General features: G+C 64.2%; 21 protein-coding genes. 6 read left to right on the forward strand and 15 right to left on the reverse strand.

What is annotated here, in order from left to right; genetic code table 11:
* The first annotated feature begins 11 nt into the window (after window positions 1-11).
* Entirely contained in the window at window positions 12-950 is a 939-nt protein-coding gene (locus EJ067_RS12545; protein ID WP_126085979.1) for a DmsC/YnfH family molybdoenzyme membrane anchor subunit, read from the forward strand.
* A 48-nt stretch (window positions 951-998) separates the two neighbouring features.
* Here the strand turns inward: EJ067_RS12545 and pdeM are convergent, their stop codons facing one another.
* Window positions 999-1,715: a ligase-associated DNA damage response endonuclease PdeM gene (gene pdeM, locus EJ067_RS12550; RefSeq protein WP_126085980.1), complete on the reverse strand. Its 717-nt coding sequence runs from the start codon at window positions 1,713-1,715 to the stop codon at window positions 999-1,001.
* Window positions 1,716-1,739: 24 nt separating this feature from the next.
* Window positions 1,740-4,274: a ligase-associated DNA damage response DEXH box helicase gene (locus tag EJ067_RS12555; RefSeq protein ID WP_126085981.1), complete on the reverse strand. Its 2,535-nt coding sequence runs from the start codon at window positions 4,272-4,274 to the stop codon at window positions 1,740-1,742.
* 146 nt (window positions 4,275-4,420) lie between these two features.
* Here EJ067_RS12555 and EJ067_RS12560 point away from each other — a divergent pair, with 146 nt between their 5' ends.
* A complete protein-coding gene (locus EJ067_RS12560) occupies window positions 4,421-5,374 on the forward strand; it encodes an IS5 family transposase (protein WP_126085982.1) in 954 nt (317 codons plus the stop codon).
* Window positions 5,375-5,646: 272 nt separating this feature from the next.
* Here the strand turns inward: EJ067_RS12560 and EJ067_RS12565 are convergent, their stop codons facing one another.
* From EJ067_RS12565 to EJ067_RS12575, 3 genes are all read right to left on the reverse strand, one after another.
* On the reverse strand, window positions 5,647-6,507 hold the full coding sequence (locus EJ067_RS12565) for an NlpC/P60 family protein (RefSeq protein ID WP_126085983.1): 861 nt from the start codon (window positions 6,505-6,507) through the stop codon (window positions 5,647-5,649).
* A gap of 29 nt (window positions 6,508-6,536) precedes the next feature.
* Window positions 6,537-6,887, reverse strand: coding sequence for a MarR family winged helix-turn-helix transcriptional regulator (locus tag EJ067_RS12570; RefSeq protein WP_126085984.1), 351 nt, complete (start codon window positions 6,885-6,887; stop codon window positions 6,537-6,539).
* A 103-nt stretch (window positions 6,888-6,990) separates the two neighbouring features.
* Window positions 6,991-8,355, reverse strand: coding sequence for a leucyl aminopeptidase family protein (locus tag EJ067_RS12575; protein ID WP_126085985.1), 1,365 nt, complete (start codon window positions 8,353-8,355; stop codon window positions 6,991-6,993).
* A gap of 123 nt (window positions 8,356-8,478) precedes the next feature.
* Here EJ067_RS12575 and EJ067_RS12580 point away from each other — a divergent pair, with 123 nt between their 5' ends.
* On the forward strand, window positions 8,479-9,306 hold the full coding sequence (locus EJ067_RS12580; RefSeq protein WP_126085986.1) for a tetratricopeptide repeat protein: 828 nt from the start codon (window positions 8,479-8,481) through the stop codon (window positions 9,304-9,306).
* Window positions 9,307-9,391: 85 nt separating this feature from the next.
* Here the strand turns inward: EJ067_RS12580 and EJ067_RS12585 are convergent, their stop codons facing one another.
* The 9 genes from EJ067_RS12585 to EJ067_RS12625 form a co-directional block, all read right to left on the reverse strand.
* Entirely contained in the window at window positions 9,392-10,408 is a 1,017-nt protein-coding gene (locus tag EJ067_RS12585; protein ID WP_126085987.1) for a type II secretion system F family protein, read from the reverse strand.
* A gap of 13 nt (window positions 10,409-10,421) precedes the next feature.
* Window positions 10,422-11,435, reverse strand: coding sequence for a type II secretion system F family protein (locus EJ067_RS12590; protein ID WP_126085988.1), 1,014 nt, complete (start codon window positions 11,433-11,435; stop codon window positions 10,422-10,424).
* Between the two features lie 130 nt (window positions 11,436-11,565).
* Window positions 11,566-13,065: a CpaF family protein gene (locus EJ067_RS12595; RefSeq protein ID WP_126085989.1), complete on the reverse strand. Its 1,500-nt coding sequence runs from the start codon at window positions 13,063-13,065 to the stop codon at window positions 11,566-11,568.
* A gap of 30 nt (window positions 13,066-13,095) precedes the next feature.
* Window positions 13,096-14,379, reverse strand: a complete 1,284-nt coding sequence (locus tag EJ067_RS12600) for a CpaE family protein (protein ID WP_189394134.1) — start codon at window positions 14,377-14,379, stop codon at window positions 13,096-13,098.
* 30 nt (window positions 14,380-14,409) lie between these two features.
* On the reverse strand, window positions 14,410-15,147 hold the full coding sequence (locus EJ067_RS12605; RefSeq protein ID WP_126085991.1) for a CpaD family pilus assembly protein: 738 nt from the start codon (window positions 15,145-15,147) through the stop codon (window positions 14,410-14,412).
* 14 nt (window positions 15,148-15,161) lie between these two features.
* A complete protein-coding gene (locus EJ067_RS12610) occupies window positions 15,162-16,691 on the reverse strand; it encodes a type II and III secretion system protein family protein (RefSeq protein ID WP_126085992.1) in 1,530 nt (509 codons plus the stop codon).
* The gene (gene cpaB / locus EJ067_RS12615) at window positions 16,688-17,497 is read right to left on the reverse strand and encodes a Flp pilus assembly protein CpaB (RefSeq protein ID WP_126085993.1); all 810 of its coding nucleotides are present in this window, start codon (window positions 17,495-17,497) and stop codon (window positions 16,688-16,690) included. The genes EJ067_RS12610 and cpaB overlap by 4 nt, the downstream gene beginning before the upstream one ends.
* Window positions 17,498-17,985: 488 nt before the next feature.
* Window positions 17,986-18,504 (reverse strand): prepilin peptidase, encoded by a 519-nt coding sequence (locus tag EJ067_RS12620; protein WP_126085994.1) that lies wholly within the window; start codon window positions 18,502-18,504, stop codon window positions 17,986-17,988.
* Between the two features lie 158 nt (window positions 18,505-18,662).
* Window positions 18,663-18,842: a Flp family type IVb pilin gene (locus EJ067_RS12625; protein ID WP_126085995.1), complete on the reverse strand. Its 180-nt coding sequence runs from the start codon at window positions 18,840-18,842 to the stop codon at window positions 18,663-18,665.
* Window positions 18,843-19,197: 355 nt separating this feature from the next.
* On the opposite strand from EJ067_RS12625, the gene EJ067_RS12630 reads away from it, so the two are divergent.
* The 3 genes from EJ067_RS12630 to EJ067_RS12640 all read left to right on the forward strand — a co-directional run bounded on the left by EJ067_RS12630 (window position 19,198) and on the right by EJ067_RS12640 (window position 21,116).
* Window positions 19,198-19,620 (forward strand): pilus assembly protein N-terminal domain-containing protein, encoded by a 423-nt coding sequence (locus EJ067_RS12630; RefSeq protein ID WP_126085996.1) that lies wholly within the window; start codon window positions 19,198-19,200, stop codon window positions 19,618-19,620.
* 168 nt (window positions 19,621-19,788) lie between these two features.
* A complete protein-coding gene (locus EJ067_RS12635; RefSeq protein ID WP_245468252.1) occupies window positions 19,789-20,364 on the forward strand; it encodes a TadE/TadG family type IV pilus assembly protein in 576 nt (191 codons plus the stop codon).
* A gap of 131 nt (window positions 20,365-20,495) precedes the next feature.
* Window positions 20,496-21,116 carry a TadE/TadG family type IV pilus assembly protein gene (locus EJ067_RS12640; RefSeq protein WP_126085997.1) on the forward strand — a complete coding sequence of 207 codons (621 nt, stop codon included), beginning with the start codon at window positions 20,496-20,498 and terminating at the stop codon, window positions 21,114-21,116.
* Between the two features lie 107 nt (window positions 21,117-21,223).
* Here EJ067_RS12640 and EJ067_RS12645 read toward each other — a convergent pair whose 3' ends face one another.
* Window positions 21,224-22,117: a PhnD/SsuA/transferrin family substrate-binding protein gene (locus tag EJ067_RS12645; RefSeq protein ID WP_126089603.1), complete on the reverse strand. Its 894-nt coding sequence runs from the start codon at window positions 22,115-22,117 to the stop codon at window positions 21,224-21,226.
* Window positions 22,118-22,152 lie beyond the last annotated feature (35 nt).

The following is a 22,152-nucleotide window of genomic DNA, read 5'->3' on the forward strand; positions in this document are numbered from 1 at the left end:
CCCGAGCCATCATGCACCCCGCCTTCTCGGTCGTCTTCTTCACCACCGCCACCGGCGCCGGCTACGGCCTGCTGGCGCTGCTCGGCCTGCTTGGCGGGTTGGGTTTCGCCCCGGCCGATTTCCGGCTTGGCGTCGTCGGCATGACGCTGGCGCTCGGGCTGATCATCGTGGGCCTATTGTCCTCGACCGGCCATCTCGGCCGGCCTGAGCGCGCCTGGCGCGCCTTCTCGCAATGGCGCAGCTCCTGGCTGTCGCGCGAGGGCGTGGCCTCGGTCGCGACGTTCATTCCGGCCGGGCTGTTCGGCATCGGCTGGGTGGTGCTTGGCCGCAGCGGCGGCTGGGTGGCCGTCGCCGGACTGCTGGCTGCGGCCGGTGCGGTAACTACCGTCTGCGCGACAGGCATGATCTACGCCTCGCTGAAGCCGATCGCGCAGTGGCACAGCCGCTATACTTTGCCGGCTTATCTTATCTTTGCCGGCATGACGGGTGGCGTGTTGCTCAACGCTCTGCTGCAAGGGTTTGGCGACGGATCGACGGCGGTGCTTGCTGGCGCATTGCTAGCCACGCTCGCCGGCTGGGGCTGGAAACTCGCGACCTGGCGCTACAACGACCAGCTGGAAATCCCGACCACCGCCAACACGGCGACGGGCCTGGCCGGCGGCACGGTGCGGTCGATCGAATGGCCGCATACCGAAGAGAACTACCTGCTCAAGGAGATGGGTTTTCGCATCGCGCGCAAGCACGGCGCGAAGCTGCGACGGATCACGCAGGCGCTGGCTTTCGCTGTGCCGGCTGTCTTGCTCGTCGTCGCGCTCGTCTCACCGTGGCCAGTCGCGGCCATCGCGTCGGCGCTCGCGGCTATTGCCCAGCTTATCGGCATGCTGGTCGAGCGCTGGCTGTTCTTCGCCGAAGCGAAGCACACGGTGACGCTCTACTACGGCAGGGAGTAGCTCTCTTTGTGCATGTCGTTGTCCCAAAACCGTTTTGGGCGATATGCATCAGCCCGGCCTTAACATCGAGCCGGAAATTGCGAAAATCCGCTCGGCGCCCAGCATATAGGCCATCAGCGTTTCCAGGCGGAACAGGCCGGCATAGGCGCGATCGAGCACGTTGAGCGAGCCGGTATAGGCGCCGAAGGCCGGCATGATCATGCGGCCGCCGTCGCCGGCGAAACAGCGCCGCCGAACCGAGCGGCCGCGCTGGACGATGCGGGCGCAGGGATGAAGATGACCTGCGATCTCGCCTTCGATCCGCAGCTTCGACGGCTCGTGACGGAACACCAGCGAGCCGACGGCGAGTTCCTTCACCGTCTCGCCCGGCAGGTCGGCCGGCGCCTCCGGATCGTGGTTGCCGGCGACCCAGAACCAGTCGCGGCCGGCCATCATCGCCTCCAGCCGCTCGCGGAAGCTCAGATGCATGCGCTCGGCGCCGCCGCCATCGTGGAAGGAATCGCCAAGGCTGACGACGATCCGCGGCTGATAGTCGGCGATCACTGCCTGCAGCCGCAGCAAGGTGGCGCCGGTGTCGTAGGGCGGGATCAGCGCGCCGCGCTTGGCGAAGGACGAGCCCTTTTCGAGATGCAGGTCGGAGACGGCGAGCAGCCGCAGATCGGGGAAGTAGAGCACGCCGCGCCGGTCGCAAACCGCGCGCTCGCCGGCGATGCCGATCAGATCGGCCTCGGCGATCAGCGTTGCGCGCGACAGCGAAAAATTCATCCCCTCATAGCCCCTCTCGCTCCTTCACCCTCGGCCCATCGCCTCTTCGACCAGATCGGCGGCTTCCATCAAGAGCGTGTCGTTGGCGCCGCCATTGACCGATTCCTTGCCGATCTCCAGCATCACCGGCACCGCCAGCGGCGAGATCTGGTCGAGATGCTTATGCATGATTCGACCGCGCACGCGCGAGAGCATCTCGCCAAGTCTGCTGACATCGAGCAATCCGGCAGAGGCGTCGGTGCGCGTCGCCTGCAGCAGGATATGGTCGGGCTCGTGACTGCGCAGCACGTCGTAGATCAGGTCGGCCGAGACCGTCACCTGGCGCCCGCTCTTCTCCTGGCCGGGGTAGCGTTTCTCGATCAGCCCGGCGATGACGGCGCAGGTGCGGAAAGTGCGCTTCAGCATCCAGCTGTCGTTCAGCCAGGCTTCCAGATCGTCGCCCAGCATGTCCTCGTCGAAGAGTGCGGCCAGCGACGGCTTCCTCGCCTTGAAGAGTGCCGCCATGTCGTCCAGCGCCCAGACGGCGAGCGAATAGTCGGTGGCGACGAAACCGAGCGGCCTGGCAGACGCGCGCTCCAGCCGGCGCGTCAAAAGCATGCCAAGCGTCTGGTGCGCCAGCCGGCCCTCGAAGGGATAGGCGACCATGTAATGACGGTTGCCACGCGGAAAGGTCTCGATCAGCAAGTCGCCGCGCTTCGGCAGAACCGACTTCTCCTTCTGCAGCCGCAGCCAGTCGGCGACCTGTTCCGGCAAGGCTTTCCAGCGGTCGCTGTCGGCCAGCATGCCGCGCACCTGCTCGGCGAGATAGGTCGACAGCGGGAACTTGCCGCCAGCATAGGACGGCACGATGATGTTGGCGCCGGCGCCGTTGGAGACGACGCATTCGTTCTCGCGGATGCCTTCGAAGCGCAGCACCTTGCCGGCGAAGAGGAAATTGTCGCCGGGTCTCAGCGTCTCGGCGAAATATTCCTCGATCTTGCCGAGCACAGGCCCGCCGCGGCCGGCCATGCCCCGGCCTTGCCGGACATAGCGGATGTTGAGCTCCGGCATCTCGACGATGGTGCCGACATTCAGCCGGTATTGCTGCGCGACTCTCGGATGCGAGACGCGCCACAGCCCGTCCTTATTGCGGCGTATGCGGGCATAGCGCTCGTAGTTCTTCAGTGCGTAGCCGCCGGTGGCGACGAAGTCGATGACGCGGTCGAAGGTCTCGCGCTCCAGCGTTGCGTAAGGGGCGGCGCCGCGCACCTCCTCGAACAAAAGGTCGGCGTCGAACGGCCCGCCGCAGGCGACGCCCAGCACATGCTGCGACAGCACGTCGAGCGCGCCCTTGATCAGCGGCGGCGTGTCCTGCGCGCCGAGGTAGTTGGCGTCGAGCGCGGCGCGGCATTCCAGCACCTCGAAACGGTTGGCCGGGATCAGGATCGCCTTCGACGGCTCGTCCATGCGGTGGTTGGCGCGGCCGATGCGCTGCGCCAACCGGCTGGCGCCCTTCGGGGCGCCGACATGCACGACCAGGTCGACGTCGCCCCAGTCGATACCGAGATCGAGGGTGGAAGTGGCCACGATGGCGCGCAACGCATTGTCGGCCATCGCCTTCTCGACGCGGCGGCGCTGGCCGACATCGAGCGAGCCGTGATGCAGCGCGATCGGCAAAGAGTCCTCGTTGGCCCGCCAGAGCTCCTGGAACAATAGCTCGGCCTGGCTGCGGGTGTTGACGAAGAGCAGCGTCGTGCGGTGCTCCTTGATCGCTTCATAGATCTCGGGGATGGCGTAGCGGGCCGAATGGCCCGACCACGGCACACGCTCGCGCGAGTCGAGGATCGAGATGTCGGGCTTGGCGCCGCCGGCAACCGTGATCAGCCCGGCCATGTCGGGATTCTTTGAATTTTTAGGTGGATTCTGCGCGACCAGCCAGCGCCGCAATTCGTCCGGCTCGGCGACGGTTGCCGACAGGCCGATGGTTTGCAACTGGGGAACGAAGGCGCGCAGCCGCGCCAGGCCGAGCGCCAGCAGGTGCCCACGCTTCGAGGTGACCAACGAATGCAACTCGTCGAGCACGACATAGCGCAGGTCCTCGAAGAAACGCTTCGCGTCGTTCGAGGCGATCAGCAAGGCGAGCTGCTCGGGCGTGGTGAGCAGGATGTCGGGCGGCACCAGCTTCTGGCGCTGTCGCTTGTGCGAAGGCGTATCGCCGGTGCGCGTCTCGATGGTGACCGGCAATCCGATCTCCTCGACCGGCTTGCCGAGGTTGCGCTCGATGTCGACGGCCAAAGCCTTGAGCGGCGAGATGTAGAGCGTGTGGATGCCGCGATGCGCTTCGCCGGGCTTGCGGCGCGGACGTTTCGCGAGCTCGGTGAGCGACGGCAGGAAGCCGGCAAGGGTCTTGCCGGCGCCGGTCGGCGCGATCAGCAGCACCGATTGTCCGGCCTCAGCCTTCGCCAGCAGCTCGAGCTGATGGAGACGCGGCGACCAGCCTTTTGCGCCGAACCATTTGACGAATGGCTCGGGCAGGAGGACGGCGGCATTCTGTTCGGCAAGGCGCGGCTGCTCTGTCACGCGCCAGAGGTAGCGCGACGACGCGCGCTCGCCAAGGAAAATCGGAACAAAAGGGGATCAGCATTCCTCGCCCCTTCTCCCCTTGTGGGCCTGTTGCGTAATTGGCTGGTTGTGATTCTCTGAGTTGGAACTCGGAGGGAATCGCGATGGCGGTGAAGCGGACGGGTCAGTTGAGCCTGGCGGAAGCATTTCTGGGCCAGAAGCTTGCTGGTGGATCCTCGCCGCTCGATCGGCTGTCCGGTCTGGTGAAGTGGTATCGCTTCGAGAAGCTGCTCAACCCGCTACGCGATGGCGGCCCGGGACGTGCGGCCTGGCCGCCATTGGTGCTGTTCAAAGCACTGCTGCTGCAATCGCTCTATGGGCTATCGGATCGCGAACTCGAGGAAGCGCTGGGTGACCGGCTGTCGTTCCGGCGCTTTGTCGGGCTTGGCCTTGAGGAGAGCATTCCCGATCACACAGTGCTGTCGCGCTTCCGCAACCTGCTTGTCGGCGAAGGGCTGATGGAAAGGCTGTTTGGCGAACTGGACCGGCAGGTGGAGAAGGCCGGCGTGATCCTGAAGCGCGGCACGATGCTGGATGCGACGCTGATCGATGCGGTCTCGGCGCCGCCGACAGCCGAGCGGCCCTCGAAGGATGCCGATGCCCGTCCCGTGCGGCGGGGCAAGGGCGGCTTTACCTTCGGCTACAAGGCCCATGTTGGGGTCGACGAGGGCTCTGGTCTGATCCGCACGGTGATCACCACGCCGGCCAACGTCAACGACACGGTAGTGGCCGATCACTTGATCCGAGGCGACGAGAAGACGGTGTGGGCGGATGCCGCCTATGACACGCATGCCCGGCGTGCTCGGCTCAAGGCCGAGGGCAGGAAGCCGCGCATTGCCCGCCGCCCCAATAAGCACCATTCGCTGCCCGAGCGGCTCAAGCGCTACAATCGCCTGATCGCACGACGGCGGGCGGCGGTGGAGACGACCTTCGCCACGCTCAAGAACCGCATGAAACTGACCACAATCCGCTATGTCGGACTGGCCAAGGCCGCAGCCCAGGTGACACTTGCCGCGATCGCTTTCAACATGCGCCGATGGGCGGCAATCACAGGATAGGTGCGCCTAGCATCCAGCCTAAGGCCGCCCGCCACCATCAAACTCCACCCCAAAAGCCAAAAATGAGCGAGACCTCACGGGCCAAACCGCCTCGCGGGTCTGTCCGCGCTAACTGCGCAACAGGCCCCTTGTGGGAGAAGGTGGATCGGCGCGCAGCGCCGAGACGGATGAGGGGTGTTCCAGCGGAGTGAGACGCTGGCGTTCCCTGGAGCACCCCTCATCCGTCGCCTTCGGCGACACCTTCTCCCACAAGGGGAGAAGGGGAGTCTGCGCTACGGCCTCCGGAACCCCGTCGGGCCGCCATAGAGATAGCCGATGCGCTCGACCGCCTCCTTCAGCCCTTCGCGCGAGACCAGCATGGTGTGGCCGTTGGCGTGGATCATCTCTTTCGCGTCGGTCATGATCGCGACATGGCCCTTCCAGAAGACGAGGTCGCCGCGCTGAAGTCCGGAGAAATCGGGGCCCGGCTCGATCGGCGTGCCGATCGACGCCGCCTGCATATCGGTGTCGCGCAGCACGTCCCTGCCAGTCATGCGCATTGCCAGCTGCACGAGGCCGGAGCAGTCGATGCCGAAGCCGGAGACGCCGCCCCACAGATAGGGCGTGCCGAGGAAGCTTTCGGCGACCGTGACATAGTCGTCGGCCAACTCCGCGATCGGTCTGAGATGGCGGGCGATGACCGCCTGGCCGGAAGGCAGCAGCGCATAATGCGTGCCGCGCGTTTCGGCCGAGCCCGTCACCGTCACCGTCGAGCCCATCGACAATTGTCCGCCGACCGGAAAGCGCAGATCAGGGCCCGGATAGAGGAAGGTGCGCGGCACGGAAATGATATGCGTCGGTGCTTGTTCGCGCTGACCAAGCACATTGTCGGCGACATAGCCGACATAGCCGTCGCGCTCGGCCTGCACCCAGGCCCAGCCTTCCGCGTCCTCGAAGACCAGCACGTCGTCGCCGAAGAGCGCCTGGGTGTTGACCCCGGCATCGGGGCGCGGCGCCTTGCGCAGGTCGGCGACGGCGGCGGTGATCCGCGCCCGGCGGCCGGCGACGAAGCGGTCGGCGGCGACCTCTCCTTTCAGCCTGGCATCGGCGAGATCGGAACGGAAGGCATGAAGGCGGGCATCCCTGGCGGTCAAATCGGCAATCCAGTCAACTTGGTGATCGGTCAGATGGGCAGCTCATGCGCCCGGTCGACGATACCATCGCCGAAGCGCTCGACAAAGAGCGCGCCTTCCACCGTGCGCCGGACGAGCACGTTGCGCTTGTCGAGCTCGTCGCGGTGGCGCGAGACGAGCTTCAGCGCGCCCATCGTGTCGAGCGCCCGGGTGATGACCGGCTTGGTGACGTTGAGCCTTGCGGCCAGCCCGCGCACCGTATGCGGCGGCGGGTCGAGGTAGATGGTGAGCAGGATCGCCGTCTGGCGCATGGTGAGGTCGGACGCGCCCTCGCGCACCTGCGACAGCAACACCTGCTGCCACAGTCGCAAGGCCTGGCTCGGGCGCATCGAGATCGACATCCGCCCAGTATGGCGGCAATTCGTTTCGCTTCCGTTTCAGTGCCCGGCATTTGCCGGCTTTTCCGCCGCCTATTTGTTTTAGGCAATTCCGGACGAAATTGCTTTATCCGAACCGGCTCGAAATGATCCGTTCCAGGGCGCGAATGCCTTGCGCTTCGCCGCCGGTCAGACCGTGCGGGCGATCGTTGGGATTCCAGGCAAAAATGTCGAAATGCGCCCAGCTGGGCGTCTTCTCGACGAAGCGCTTGAGGAACAGAGCCGCGGTGATCGATCCGGCAAGGCCGTCCGTGGTGACGTTGCTGACGTCGGCGACCCTGGACGAGAGCTTTGCATCATAGGGACGCCACAAGGGCATGCGCCACAGCGGATCCTCGACAGCGAGCGAAGCCGCAGCCAGGTCGGCCGCCAGCGCCTCATCGCCGGTGTAGAATGGCGGCAGATCGGGGCCGAGCGCGACGCGGGCGGCTCCGGTCAGCGTCGCCATGTCGATGAGCAGCGCCGGCCTTTCCTCGTCGGCGAGCGCCAGGGCGTCGGCGAGGACCAGCCTGCCTTCGGCGTCGGTGTTGCCGATCTCGACCGTGATGCCCTTGCGGCTTCTCAGCACATCGCCCGGCCGGAAGGCGTTGCCGGCGATGGAATTCTCGACCGCGGGGATCAGCACCCGCAACCGCACATTCAGTTTCGCCGCCATGATGATCGAGGCCAGACCCAGCACGTTGGCAGCGCCGCCCATGTCCTTCTTCATCAACAGCATGCCCGACGACGGCTTGATGTCGAGACCGCCGGTGTCGAAGCAGACGCCCTTGCCGACCAGCGTCACCTTCGGCGCATCGCTTGGACCCCATGTCATGTCGATCAGCCGCGGCGCGCCGGTGGAGGCGCGGCCGACGGCATGGATCATCGGGAAATTCCGCGCCAGGAGGTCGTCGCCCTTGACGACGGTGATTTCGGCGCCGTGGCCGGCGGCCAGCACCTCTACGGCCTCCTCCAGCTCACCCGGCCCCATGTCGCTGGTCGGCGTGTTGACGAGGTCGCGCGTCAGAAAAATGCCCTCGGCGATGCGGCCCACACGCGCCCTGTCGGCGCCCGGCGGCAGCGCGAAGCGCAACACCTTGCCGGGCTTCTTGCCGTAGCGGGTGAAGACGTAGCCACCGAGGACGAGGGCCAGCGCCGCAAGATCAGGCGCTGGCAAATCCTGGGCGAAATGCCATTCGCCCTCGGGCAGCGATCTCGCCAGGGCGCCGACGGCAAGCTGGCTGTCGCCGTCGCCGGTGCCGAACAGCGCGCCGGCGAGAGCGCCACCCTCGCCCGGCAGAACGAGCGTGCGGCCCGCCTCGCCGGAAAAGCCATTGGCCCGTGCCCAGGCAATGACCGAGGGCGGAAGGAACGAGGCGTCGAGGCCGTCCTTTCCCACCAGATAAACTGGCAAGGCGGTTTCCGGTTTGTGGTCAATGAGTTCGACAGGCATTCGATGGTCTCCGGCAGGCACGGCGAGTCGGGCTTTTTAACGATCCGTTAGGGTTAACAGAATATTTCTGGGAGAGGGAAGACGGCCAGCCTAATGGCCGCGCAGGAATGGAGAGACGGCGCGATGCCGATCAAAGCATTAACCTTCACGAGCAAGCGTCTGATCACCACCGCATTCATGGCCGCGCTGGCGGCCAGCGTAGCGGGCTGCGGCAGCACCAGCAAGTTCACGACGGGCTCCATTTCCCGCTCCGACAACCGGCCGCTGGAAACGATGTCGGCCGGAGAACTGCACAGCGCCACGACCAGGCTCGGCGAATCCTACGCCAGGAACCCGAACGACAAACGCATCGCCACCAATTACGCCGCGGCGCTGCAGATGGATGGCGACGCAGACCAGTCGCTGGCGGTGATGCGCAAGCTCGCCATCGCCTATGCCAAGGACCGCGACGTGCTCGCCGCCTACGGCAAGGCGCTAGCCGCGAACGGGCAGTTCGAGCAAGCGCTCGATGCGGTGCGCCGCGCGCAGACGCCGGAATATCCGGACTGGCGCCTGGTATCGGCGGAAGCCGCCATCCTCGACCAGATGGGACAGCGGGACGAGGCGCGTCAGGACTACCGAAAGGCGCTCGAGCTCAAGCCGAACGAACCTTCCATCCTTTCCAATCTCGGCATGTCCTATGTGCTGGAGGGGGATCTGCGCACCGCCGAGACCTATATGCGCTCGGCCGCGCAGCAGCCGAACGCCGACAGCCGCGTGCGGCAGAACCTGGCGCTGGTCGTCGGCCTGCAGGGCCGCTTCGACGAGGCCGAAAAGATCGCCTCGCAGGAGCTTTCGCCGGAGCAGGCGCAGGCCAACGTCGCCTATCTGCGCCAGATGCTTGCCCAGCAGAATGCCTGGAGCCAGCTCAAGGATCAGGACAAGGACAAGGCGAAGGTCGCGACGAACTGATCGGGCATTGCGCCGGGATCGCAGATCGAAGACAACAGGCCGCGCGGCATCGACCGCGCGGCCTTTCCACATTCGTTCGGGATTTCTACTGGCTGCTGGAGTTGTGCTGGTCGCCGAAGATGCCGCGCTGGCTGACCTGGATGCCGGCCGGTCCCAGAATGATGGCGAACAGGACCGGCAGGAAGAAAAGGATCATCGGCACGGTGAGCTTAGGCGGCAGCGCCGCGGCCTTCTTCTCGGCCGCGTTCATGCGCATGTCGCGGCTTTCCGACGCGAGCACGCGCAGCGCATGCGCCACCGGCGTGCCGTAGCGTTCCGCCTGAACCAGGGCCTGGGACACCGACTTCACCGATTCCAGGCCGGTGCGGCTTGCCAGGTTCTCATAGGCGACCTTGCGGTCCTGCAGATAGGACAGCTCGGCATTGGTAAGCACGAATTCCTCGGCGAGCGCGACGGACTGGGTGCCGATCTCGTCGGCGACCTTGCGAAGCGCTGCTTCCACCGACATGCCGGATTCCACGCAGATCAGCATCAGGTCGAGCGCGTCCGGCCATGCCAGCTGGATCGACTGCTTGCGCTTGGTCGCGCGGTTGTTGACGTAAAGGATCGGCGCGTAGAAGCCGCCATAGGCGACAACAATGCAGACGAACAGCTTGATGAAGGCCGGCTGCTGCGCCAGGCCGCCCAGAACGAACAGGTAGATCGCCGCGAGCGCGAAACCGATGAAGGGCAGGATCAGGCGGAAGAACAGGAAGCGCGTCAGCGGATTCTGGCCGCGGAAGCCCGCCACCTTGAGCTTCTGCAGCGTGCCTTCATCGGCAAGCGCGCGCTTGAGGTCCAGCCGCTCGACGATGTTACGCATGCCGATCGACTGCTCCTCGCGCAGACCCTTGCGGCGGCGATCGGCCTCGTTGGCGAGCCGCTGACGCTGCCTGGCGCGCAGTTCGTCACGCTCGAGCGCCACGGTTTTCATGCGCGACTTGAGCTGATTGCCGCCAAGCGCCGGCAGGAGCGTGAAGACAGTGGCAAAAACCGCGATGCCGACCAGCAGCGCGATAAGAAAGGAAGGATCGGTTAGCGTCTTGACGACCTGGTCAGTCATTGGGTCCGCATCCCTACACTTCGAAATTCATCATCTTGCGCATCACCACGATGCCGATCGACATCCAGACGCCGGAGCAGCCGAGGATCAGATTGCCGACGCTGGTCGTGAACAGCGGCATGATGTAGTTCGGGCTTGTAAGATAGACGAGAAAGGCGACGACGAACGGCAAGGCGCCGATGATGACGGCGGATGCCTTCGCTTCCATCGACAGGGCCTGCACCTTGGCCTTCATCTTCTTGCGGTCGCGCAGCACGCGCGAAAGATTGCCCAGCGCCTCGGAGAGATTGCCGCCGGCCTGCGACTGGATCTGGATGACGATGCCGAAGAAGCCGGCCTCGGTGCACGGCATGGTCTCGGACATGCGCAGCGTCGCGTCGGGGATCGACATGCCCATCTGCTGGGAATCGACGATGCGGCGGAACTCGGAGCGGACCGGCTCGGGAGATTCGTTGGCGATCAGGCGGATCGCATCGTTCAGCGGCAGGCCGGACTTGACCGCGCGCACGATGATGTCGAGGGCATTCGGGAACTCCTCCAGGAAAGCCTTCACCCGGCGCGTGCGGCGAAACGATACGAACCAGCGCGGCAGGCCGAGGGCCCCGGCCAGGAGAGCGCCGGGCAGGACCAGCAACGGCGCGCCGGCAAAATAAGCGAGGAAGGTCAGCACGATGCCGCAGATCACCGAGTAGATGTAGAAGCGCTCGATGGAAACCGTCATGCCGGCCTGGCGGAGCTGAGCCTTCAGCGGCGGCTTCTTGATGTTGCGGTCGTTGGTCCTCTGCTTCTCGTCGAGCTGCTTGAGCGAATCCTGAAGCGTCTTGCGCCGCCTGACCGCTTCCGCGGCGCGGTCGCGCGTGGCCTTCACCACCGACCGGTCGGTCTCGGCCGTCTTGATCGTTTCAAGCCGCTTGCCGGCCTGCTTTTCGTTGTCGATGCGCTTGAACAGGAAAGCATAGGCTATCGCGCCGGCGCTTAAGCCCGCAAGCACGACGAAAGCCAGAACCGTGGTGTCAATTCCGAACATCGACCGGGGCCCCTACACCTCCAGATGCACTAGAGCGGTTCAGCTTTTTGAAGAAGCGCTGACCGCTCTTAGTATTTGTTTTTATGCAATTCCGGACGGAAAACCGCTACGCACTTTTCCTGGAATTGCTCTAGTCAGCGCGTTTCTCCATGGCTTCGAGCGCGTTGGCGAGGCGCTGCTCCTCGCCATAGTAGCGGGCGCGATCCCAGAAATGCGGCCGGCCGATGCCGGTGGAAACATGCTCGCCGATCAGACGGCCGCTCGCGTCTTCGCCCTTGATGTTATAGAGGACGAGATCCTGAGTGATGATGACGTCGCCTTCCATGCCGATCACCTCGGTGATGTGGGTGATGCGGCGCGAGCCGTCGCGCAGACGAGCTGCCTGGATGATCACGTCGACCGAGCCGACGACGATCTCGCGCACCGTCCTCTGCGGCAGCGAATAGCCGCCCATGGCGATCATCGATTCAATACGGTTCAGACATTCGCGCGGGCTGTTGGAGTGGATCGTTCCCATCGAGCCGTCATGGCCGGTGTTCATCGCCTGCAGAAGGTCGAACACTTCCGGTCCGCGCACCTCGCCGACGATGATCCGTTCGGGCCGCATGCGCAGGCAGTTCTTGACGAGGTCGCGCATGGTCACCTCGCCCTCGCCTTCGAGATTGGGCGGCCTGGTTTCGAGACGGACCACGTGCGGCTGCTGCAGCTGCAACTCGGCCGAGTCCTCGCAGGTGATGACCCGCTCCTCGCGATCGATATAGTTGGTCAGGCAGTTGAGCAGCGTCGTCTTGCCCGAGCCCGTGCCGCCCGAGATGACGACATTGCAGCGGACGCGGCCGATGATCTTCAGGATTTCCGCGCCTTGCGGCGAGATGGCGCCGAACTTGACCAGCTGGTCGAGCGTCAGCTTGTCCTTCTTGAACTTGCGGATGGTGAGCGCGGTGCCATCGAGCGAGAGCGGCGGCGCGATCACGTTGACGCGCGAGCCGTCGGGAAGACGCGCGTCGCAGATCGGGCTCGATTCGTCGACGCGGCGGCCGACCTGGCTGACGATGCGCTGGCAGATGTTGAGCAGTTGCTGGTTGTCGCGGAAGCGGATGCTGGTCGGTTCGACCTTGCCGTTGACCTCGATGTAGACGTTCTTGGAACCGTTGACCATGATGTCGGCGATGTCGTCGCGCGCGAGCAGCGGCTCCAGCGGCCCGTAGCCGAGCACGTCGTTGCAGATGTCCTCGAGCAGCTCTTCCTGCTCGGAGATCGACATCACGAAATTCTTGATCGCGATGATGTCGTTGACGATGTCGCGGATTTCCTCGCGCGCGCTTTCCGGATCGAGCTTGGCGAGCTGCGACAGATCGATCGTGTCGATCAGCGCCGAAAACACCTGGCTCTTGGTATCGTAGTAGGTTTCGCTCCGCTCGCGCTGGGCCCTTCTCGGCGGCTCGGGCGCCATCGGCGGCGCCTCGACCGGACGCCGAACGGGCGGCGCGGCGGGCGTGCTCGGCGCGGGCGCGGCCGGCCGGTCGAGCGCCATCGTCCCGGCCGGAGCGGGCGCGGCCGGAGGAGGTGCCGGCGGGCGGAATTCGGGAGCTGCCCGGCTGCCGTCGTCTGTGCCTCTTTTACCAAACATGATCGACTACCCGATGCCGCTCCGCGAGCGTCACTTCCTGTTGCGCGAAAGCTTGCCGAGGATGGAGCCCAGGCCTGCCTTCTTCTTCGTCTTGATTTCGCTGCGCCCGGTCAGCACATGCGCGATTTCGTTGATCGTGCCGACGACCGGGCTCTTGGCGTCCATCTCGCCAAGCATGCGGCCGTTGTTGGCCGCGTTGCCGAACAGCAGCGGCTCGAAATTGATCACCGCCATGGGCGTGATGCCGAGCGGTTCGGAAAAATCCGATGCCGCGATCTCCGGCCGTTTCGGAACGCCGGCCTGGTTGATGATCAGCTTCGGCGGCGGGTCGTTCGGACGCAGCCGCTTCAGCATGTCGACCATATTCTTGGTGTTGCGCAGATTGGCGAGTTCGGGCGTGGCCGTGATGACGATCTCGTCGGCCTTGATCAGCGTGCTCTTGGTCCAACCGCTCCAGACGTGGGGAATGTCGAGCACGAGCAGGGGCGCGCTGCGCTGGGCCGTTTCGATGACCTGGGAGAAGGCGTCCGGATCGAAATCATAGACGCGCTCGAGCGTGGAAGGCGCCGCCAGCAGCGACAGATGCTCGGCGCACTGCGCGAGCAGCCGGTCGAGATAGACCTCGTCAACGCGCTCGGGCGAAAACACCGCCTCGGCGATGCCCTGCGCGGGGTCCTGGTCGAAGTTGATGTTGGCGGTGCCGAAAGCGAGATCGAGATCGGCAACGACAACTTCGGACTTGAACAAGGACGACATCGCCCAGGCGACGTTGTGGGCGATCGTCGAGGACCCGACACCGCCCTTGGCGCCGATGAAAGCGATGGAGCGGCCTATCGGATCGGACTCGGGATCGACGAAGATCGACGACACGACACTGACGATATCGGTCATCGAGACCGGCGCGATGACATATTCGGAAATGCCCGAACGGATGAGCTCGCGGTAGAGGCCGACATCGTTGTAGTGGCCGATGACCACGACCTTCGAGGTCGGGTCACAATATTCCGCGAGCTGACCGAGCTGCTCCAGCAGCTGTTTAGGCTCGCTGCGCGATTCCAGCAGGATCAGGTTGGGTGTCGGCGCCGACCGGTAGAATTCGATCGCGGTGGCGATGCCGCCCATATGGACCTTGAGATGGGCCTTGGCCATGCGGCGGTCCTCGCCGGCCCGCTCGATGGGGTTGGCGACGCCCTCGGTCTCGCAGAAAGCCTGGATCGAGATGCGCGGCACCGGGCGCAGCGCCTGCATGGCGGCGACGTCCTGTTGCGAGAGATCGCCGGTATCCGTGGGCGTGTCGTAGGCGAGATTGCTCATCGTCATGTTCTTTCCGTCATCCGGCGCGGCTCAGTAAGTCACTTCCGAATTGCCGAGGAACTCGTCCGAAACGCCTCGGGCGCGATAGATATCGATCACGTTGCCGCGGTTTTCGGCGTCGATGTCGGACTGCTTGCGCGGCCCGAGCAGATCGTTGGGATTGGCCATCTGGGCGGCAAGGTTGTTCTGATAGGAGCATCCGAAATCGGCGTAGTGCCTGTTTTCCGAGGTCTGCAGCAGGTCTTCCGGCCAGCGCCCGCATTTGTCGGTCTGGGCCTTCACGGCGACGAAGGCGACGCGGACCGGGGCCGAAGCTTCAGGCACGGCCGACTGGTAAGACGTCATGACGATCCGGTTGCGCTTGACGCCGGCCGCGATGGCAAGCCTGGCGAAATCGCGGCTGGCGGCCTGGGCGGCGGCCTGGTTCGCGGAGCCGACCGGGGCCGCGATCGTCAGCGCCGGAGCGGCGCTCCTGTCGTAGCCGTCGAGGAAGCCGAGCAGAGTGTCGCGCTGCGAGGCGGTCATGCCGCGATCGCCGGCGCCGACCGGAAGGTCTATCTTCTGGTTCTTCTCGGCGATGACGATCGGATGATTGGTGCGGTAGTCGTCGGGAATGGCGCCCACCGTCACGCTGTCGCGATGGAAATTGGCGCATCCGGCGAGCGACGCCGCAAGAGCGATCGCCAGGACCGCAGACGACCCGCGAAAACGTCCTCCGCCGGATTTTGCCGCTGCGATCGTCATGGCCTTTGATGCTGACTTGGACATGTCCGCTTTCCCGCTCACTTGTAGATGAAGCCGACCACGCCGTGGTAACGGCCAGGTGGCCTGTCGGTCTGCATGGTGCCGTAGACGCGATTGACGCGACCGAGGAACATGCCGGCGCCATCGCTCGGCGCGTTGAAATTGTCGTCAGGCTTGGCCAATTCGTTGCGCGCCACGGGCCGCGCCAGATAGGGCGTGATGATGATGACGAGCTCGCTCTCGTTGCGCACGAAGTCGCGGCTGCGGAAGAGCGCGCCGAGCACCGGGATCTTGGTCAGCCCGGGCAGTCCGTTGACGGCCTGCCTGACGTCGTCGCGTACGAGGCCCGCGATCATCATCGAGCCGCCGGAAGGCAGTTCCACCGTCGTATCGGCCAGGCGCTTGCGCAGCGACAAGGCGTTCATGCCGGGACTTCTCCCGCCATCGGAAAGCGAGACCGATGCCTCGGTTGTCGGCTCGGAAACGGCGGTCCGCACCTTCAGGCTGATGCGGCCCGGCGATAGCACCACCGGCTGGAATTCCAGTCCGATCCCGTATTCGATCTTCTCGATCGAATAGGTCTTCAGACCTGTCTGGTTGTCATTGGAGACATTGGCGGAAACGCTGTTCACCATGTTGTATTCGCCGCCGACCTTGAAGGTCGCCTTCTCGCCGGACACAGCGGTGAGCGTCGGTTCTGCCAGCGTCTTCATGACGCCGGCCGATTCCATGGCATTGATGTAGGCCTGGATCGAGGACGTCCCGACATTGAAGCCCGAGTTGGACAGTTGCTTGCCGAGGCCGGTGAAATTGTCGCTGAGCGCGCCCCAGGAAATGCCGTTGCTGCCGCCGTTGCCGACCATGTTGACGCCGAGCTGCTTCATCACCGAACGGCTGACTTCGGCCACCGTCACCTTCAGCGTCACCTGATCGTCACCGATGATCTGCAGCAGATTGACGATCTTGGAGACCCGGCGTTCGGCGTCGGGATTGTTGATGTCGACGCCGCCATTGGCCGAGCCGCCGGCGGCTGTCTGCGAATATTGGCCGGTTGTCGCTTCGCCGCCGGAGACGAAGATGGTGGCCAGGTCGACGGCGCGCTTGGCGTCGAGCGGCGTGTCCACATTGCCGGTGAGAATCACGTTGTCGTTGAGCAGCTCGACCTTGATCTGCGACGACGGCAGGAAGCGCTTGAGATAGTCCTCCAGCCCGGCGACATCGCGTTCGACCGCCAGGTCGAGACTGGCGATCTGCTCGCCGTTGGGGCCGAAGACGAAGATGTTGGTTTCGCCGACCGCCTTGCCGAACAGATAGATGCGGCGCGCCGTGCGCGTCACCGCGTCGGCGACGGCCGGATTGGCGACGAGGATGTCGTAGGCGTCGCTCGGCAGGTCGATGACTACCGACTTGTTGAGGCCGAGCTTGACGCGCTGCGAGGCAACCGAGGCGGTCACGCCGGCCGCCCTGTTCGCCGCCTTGGCCTCGACGAGGCCGGGCGCATCGGTGCCGATCAGGAACAGGCCGATTGCCACCGCCGCGACGACGGGCAGTTTACCGCTTAGCCTCATTTCCTTGCTCCCACTTCGGAAACTTCGCCCGACTTGATCAGCCGCACCGTGCCGCGCCGGCCGTTGCCATTCACCAGATAGTCGGCCTCGCCCAGGTTCTTCTCATTGGTGTCGGTGATCGGACGCAGCGCCAGGGTCAGACGGTCCGCCATCTGCTGCGCCACCGTGATGATCTCCGCCTGCTGCGGCGTCAGTTCCAGCGTCGCGGTCTGGCCGACCCTGGTCTTCTTGCCTTCCTCGTCCTCCTGGATGGTCTGGTCGATGGCCAGGACGCGGATGTTCTTGAGGATGGTCTCGGTGTTGAAGCCGCTGCCGCCGTTGCTGGCGTCGGCGCGCCGGGTCATGATGACGTCGACGAAGTCATTGGGCAGGATGAAGCCACCCGCCGATGTGTCGGCCGATATGGCGGTCGCGACGGCGCGCATGCCGGACGGCAGGATCGACGACATGAAGCTCTGCCCCTCGCCGACCAGCTTGGAGCGCCGCAGCGGCTCACCGGTATACATGGCCACACGCGCCACCGAGCCCTTGAGCTTTTCGACCGCGTCCGGTTCGACCGCACGGGTGATGAAATTGGCGTTGACGCCGCTGGCCGGCCACTGCTCCCAGCTGATCTTGTCGCCCAGCTGGCTGCCCATGGCGACATCGCCGGAAAGCACCAGCACGTCCTGCAGCGCGATCGCCGGCTCTTTGGGAGCGTCGACGACGACCTGAGCAGGCGGCGCCACCATGTTCTTAGCGACATAACCCGCGCCACCCGCCGCGGCCACAGCCACGCCCAGAATAATCAGTCGGGATGCTGGCATTCGTCCGAACCCTTCGCCTCAAGGCAAACCACCTTAGCCAGGGCGGACTTTGCAGCCGCAATCGTCAAAACAAGGTTAATGCAATGCTTACGATCGTGATTAATTTAAGGTTTACTCAAATTAGACGGAACCGCTTGCCGTTAAAGTGTGTCGCGCTGAAACGGCGTCGGGCGACAGGCCTTAAGTCGTTGTTTTGATGCATGTCGTTGTCCCAAAACCGCCGCGCACTTTGGGGCGACATGCATTAACGAAAAAGGCGGCCAGGCGCCGCGAGAAACCCTCTTGTCAAAGAAAACGAATGATTCCGAAAGGGAACCGGTTTCGAGGCAGGGCGGCGTAAAGCCACCCCCAAGCGCACAGACCTGTCTGAAAATGGCGATGTGCCTAAAACGCGTCGCGACGAAGCGGATTCAGGTGACACGCTTTAAGTCTTTGTTTGACGCATGCCGTTCCCCCAAAACCGATGCGCCCTTTGGGGCGACATGCGTTTAGGCGGTGAGCCTGTCCAGCGCCCAGATCATCAGCGGAGAATCCGGAAAGGTGATGAGGCCGCCGAGACCAAGCGCGACGCCGTAAGGAATGCCTCCGCTCTCATCGGCGAAATGGCGCAGAAAACGGTTGTGGCCGGTGTAGACCGCAAATGGCGATTTCCGGTAGGCCAGAATGGCAATCGTCAACAGACCGCCGATCAACGTCGAGGTTACCAGGTAGCCGACGAGATTGATGTTGAGCCCCATCCATACCGCGGTTGCCGCCAGGAGCTTGGCATCGCCGCCGCCCATGCCGCCGAGCGCGAACAGGCCGAAGGTCACCGCCAGCACCAGGGCACCGGCCGCGAAATGCCCGCCATAGGTTGCCCAGTCCATCCCGGTCAACGGAGCCACCAGGGCGAACGTCGCGACCAGCAGCACCGGCACGCGGTTGGCGATCGTCATCGACAGCGTGTCCGAGATCGCCGCGAACAGCATGCAGAAAGGAAAGACGACGAAGATCGCGGCTTCAAGCATGGCGCGGTGCCTATGGCGCAATTGACCAGCTGCAGTCTAGGCATGCTGGAATTAACGATTGATGAGGCCGGATCGTCGAAATCACCCGACCGCATGAAAGAAGGGCCGCCCATGGGCGACCCTTCCACTTTAAAGCAACTGCTGGCTTGTGCAGCCTATCACGGTGCCTTGCCGGTCTTGACGGCGCTGGCGATCGCCACGAACTTGCTGTTCAGGGCGGTGCCGAGCTGGCTGGCGCCGACCATGATGGCGAGCGCGATGAGAGCGGCGATCAGACCGTATTCGATGGCGGTCGCGCCGGATTCGTCCTTCACGAAACGTGCGATGAGGTTAGACATTCGAGAGCTCCTACTCCACGTGTTACAGCACTTCCGTCAACTTCTCTTGGCGGTTGATCGGATGCTGCAAATCTAGGGAGAAGCCCTTTCAATCGGCTTAATAAATACCCTTACCGATTCCTTTCCGGTGGCGAACCCGTTGCTTGGTTAACCGTGGCCTAAACGCCCAAAGACGGTTCGGCGGGCAGGAAAAGCGCGGAGATCCGGCCAACCCGCGATTTTGCTAAAACAGCGCATGCTTCAGGTTCTTAACCCTCGAGGCGGCAATGCTTGTCGTGGCAGCGCGGCATTTAACCGTCGGTTCACCAATTTCGTTCATGTTCCGTTGAACAGTCTGCCGCTCCGGAGCGCTTCCATGACCTTGTCGAGATCGCCTTTTCCAGTCGTCGCGCTGCTGGCCGTTGCCGCCTTCGCCATGCCCGCCAGCGCCGGTGCCGGCATCGAGGTCACCATGAACCAGGCAAAGATCGTCAAGTTGTCGCGCGCCGCCGACACGATCGTCATCGGCAATCCGGCAATCGCCGACGCCGCCGTGCAGGATGCCTCGACGGTCGTTCTCACCGGCAAGGGTTTCGGCGTTACCAATCTGGTCGTGCTCGATTCCGATGGCAGCCCGATCGTCGATGAGCAGGTGACGGTGGTCCGGCAAGCTGCGTCTTCGGTGCGCATCTACCGGCGCGCCGACGTCCAGACCATGTCGTGCACGCCCTATTGCGAAAGCTCGTACAAGAGCGAAGCGGAGAGAACCTCCGAAACCGAAATGAACGCAAGTCGCTGAAGCTGGCGTCGGCAAGCGCCCGCGACGTTAATGGCGGGTTAAAAGTCGTCCGGCGAATTTAACGCTCATCCAAACCCGACCTCAATGGGTTTTCGCTATGTTGCCGCCCGACTTTGCAGGGGATCGGCAGGAACGGACATGAGCATGGATCCGGCATCCGAGGGTGGCATGGACGGCAAGGCACGGGCAAAAACCCGTCATGGGTTCTTCAGCGACAGGCGCGGCAGCACTGCGCTGGAATTCGCGATGCTGGCCATACCGTTCGCCCTGCTCGTTTTCGCCATCCTGGAAAGCTGCATATCGTTCGCCGGCCAGGAAGTGATGGCTAACGCCACCGACGATATCGCGCGCCAGCTCAGGACCGGTCAACTGAAGAAGGCCGACGTCACCGATGCCTCGATCAAGAAGCTGATCTGCGACAGGCTGGCGATCATGGTCGCCACGAATTGCCCCGGGTCCGGGTCAAACGCCACCCTGCTGGTGGACCTGCGCGAATATCCGACCTTCGCCGACGCCGCGGCGGCGGGCTTCAAAATCCAAAGCGGCGAAATCGTGCTGACAGGCACGAGCTCAACGGCCTTCACGGTGTCGCCGGGCCTGGCAGAATCGAAGAACATGCTGCGGGTTTTCTACAAATGGCCGGTAATCACCGATTTCCTGGCCAAACAAATGGCCAATCTGAATGGCGGCAAGACGCTGCACTTCGCATCGGTGACCTGGCAGAACGAACCATTCGACGACTAAAGCAGGTCGCGTGATGCGACCTGCTTTAGCTTTTTGATTTAGGCATGTCTTTATCCCAAACCGGGTCCACTTTCGGGAGACATGCTTCAAGGTTGCGGCCGGCCAAGACTACGGCGGCGTGGGGGTAGGATATGTACCGTGCGGGGGCACACCCGGGAATTTCGGCCATTCTGGCCAAGGCGACGCGGTTTTGCCGCGATCGCCGCGGCGTCGCGGCAATCGAGTTCGCGTTCATCGTGCCGGTGCTGCTCATCATGTACTTCATCACGATGGAAGCCTCGCAGGCGATCGAGACCAGTAAGAAGGTCAGCCGCATCGGCAGCATGGTGGCGGATCTCGTCACGCAGCAGCCGAGCGTCAAGACAGCCGATCTCGATGCGATCATGAAGATCGGCACCTCGACGCTACAGCCCTACAACCGCTCCACGCCGACGATCATCATCACCGGCATCCAGATTACCGACGAGGCATCGCCCAGGGTGAAGGTGGCATGGTCGCGCAAGCTTGTTGGCACCACCTATAGCGCCGACGCCCTGAAGGACAGCATCACCACCGTTCCGGCGACCCTGAATATCCGCAACACCTTCCTTGTTCGCGTGGAAAGCGATCTCGGCTATGAGGCGATGATCGCCTGGTCGGCCAGCGGTTCGAAGGCGCTTGGACTGACCTCGGCCTTCAACAAAATACCGATGGGCGAAACATATTATCTGAGGCCGCGGCGCGGTCCCTCGGTCCCCTGCAGCGACTGCTGAGGGAGCAAGGCGCGTCGCGACCTTTCAGCTTTGCTCCACGCGCTTGGACTATTGGTTCTACGCATGTCTTTATCCCGAAACCGGTTCCAACTTTCGGGAAACATGCTTCAATCCCGCCCGCCCGCTTCCCGCCGCACGATGGCCAGCGCCGTTGCGTAGTCCTTTGCTACGGCCAGTTCGAAACCGCCGGCATGGGTCGATTCCAGAAGGTCGTAGACGTCCGGGGTCAGCGACTTGAGATTGGTCAGGAAGACGGCCAGCCGGTGCTTCGCCTCGAGATCGAGATCGCTGCGCACGGCATGAGGCCCGTATCGCAGCGGAGCCGAGGTCCATAACACCCGAAGCGACGTCTTCGGAACGCCGCCGGCCTCGAGCCGCACGATCGTGCCGCCCGTATCGGTGGGCTGGCCATCGGCGCCGACGGGCTCCCAGCCGAACAGGCCGTCGGCTTGGCCGTCGCCGAACATCGTCTCGGCCGCGGTGGCCGACGGCGCGCGTGTCAGGAAGGGTGAATCCTCGGCGATCTTCACGCCTTCGCCGCCCAAGGCGGTCAGCGGCAGCAGAGAACCGGCGACATTGTCCGGCGGCGCGATCGCGATCCGATGCAAGGTGATCGCTGCGAGGTCCGGCACCTTGTCGTCGCGGGTCACCAGCACGGAACGGATACCGATGGCCCCGTCCGCATCGACCGGCGCCACCAGCGGCTCGACACATCCGCAGCGCTCGGACGCCGCGGCATAAGCAAGCGCCGAATAGACCGCATACTGGACGCGGCCGCTCGCCTGCGCCTCGATCAACGCCGCATAATCGCGGGCAACCACGATCTCGACCTTCATGCCGAGAGCATTCGTGTAGGCATCCGTCAGGCGGGCCAGACCGGGCACCGAGTTGCCGCCTCCAGGCTCGGCGACGATGCCGATGCGAAAGGTGCCGATGTCGTCGCGCCAGTCGGCGCGCGCCGGCGATGCCGAGGAGAGCAGCGCGAGAGCCGCCGCGCACATCCCCAAAGCCCGGCCTGCCGCGAATCCCGCGCCCT

Source organism: Mesorhizobium sp. M1D.F.Ca.ET.043.01.1.1, assembly GCF_003952385.1.
In the GTDB taxonomy this organism is placed as follows: Bacteria; Pseudomonadota; Alphaproteobacteria; order Rhizobiales; family Rhizobiaceae; genus Mesorhizobium.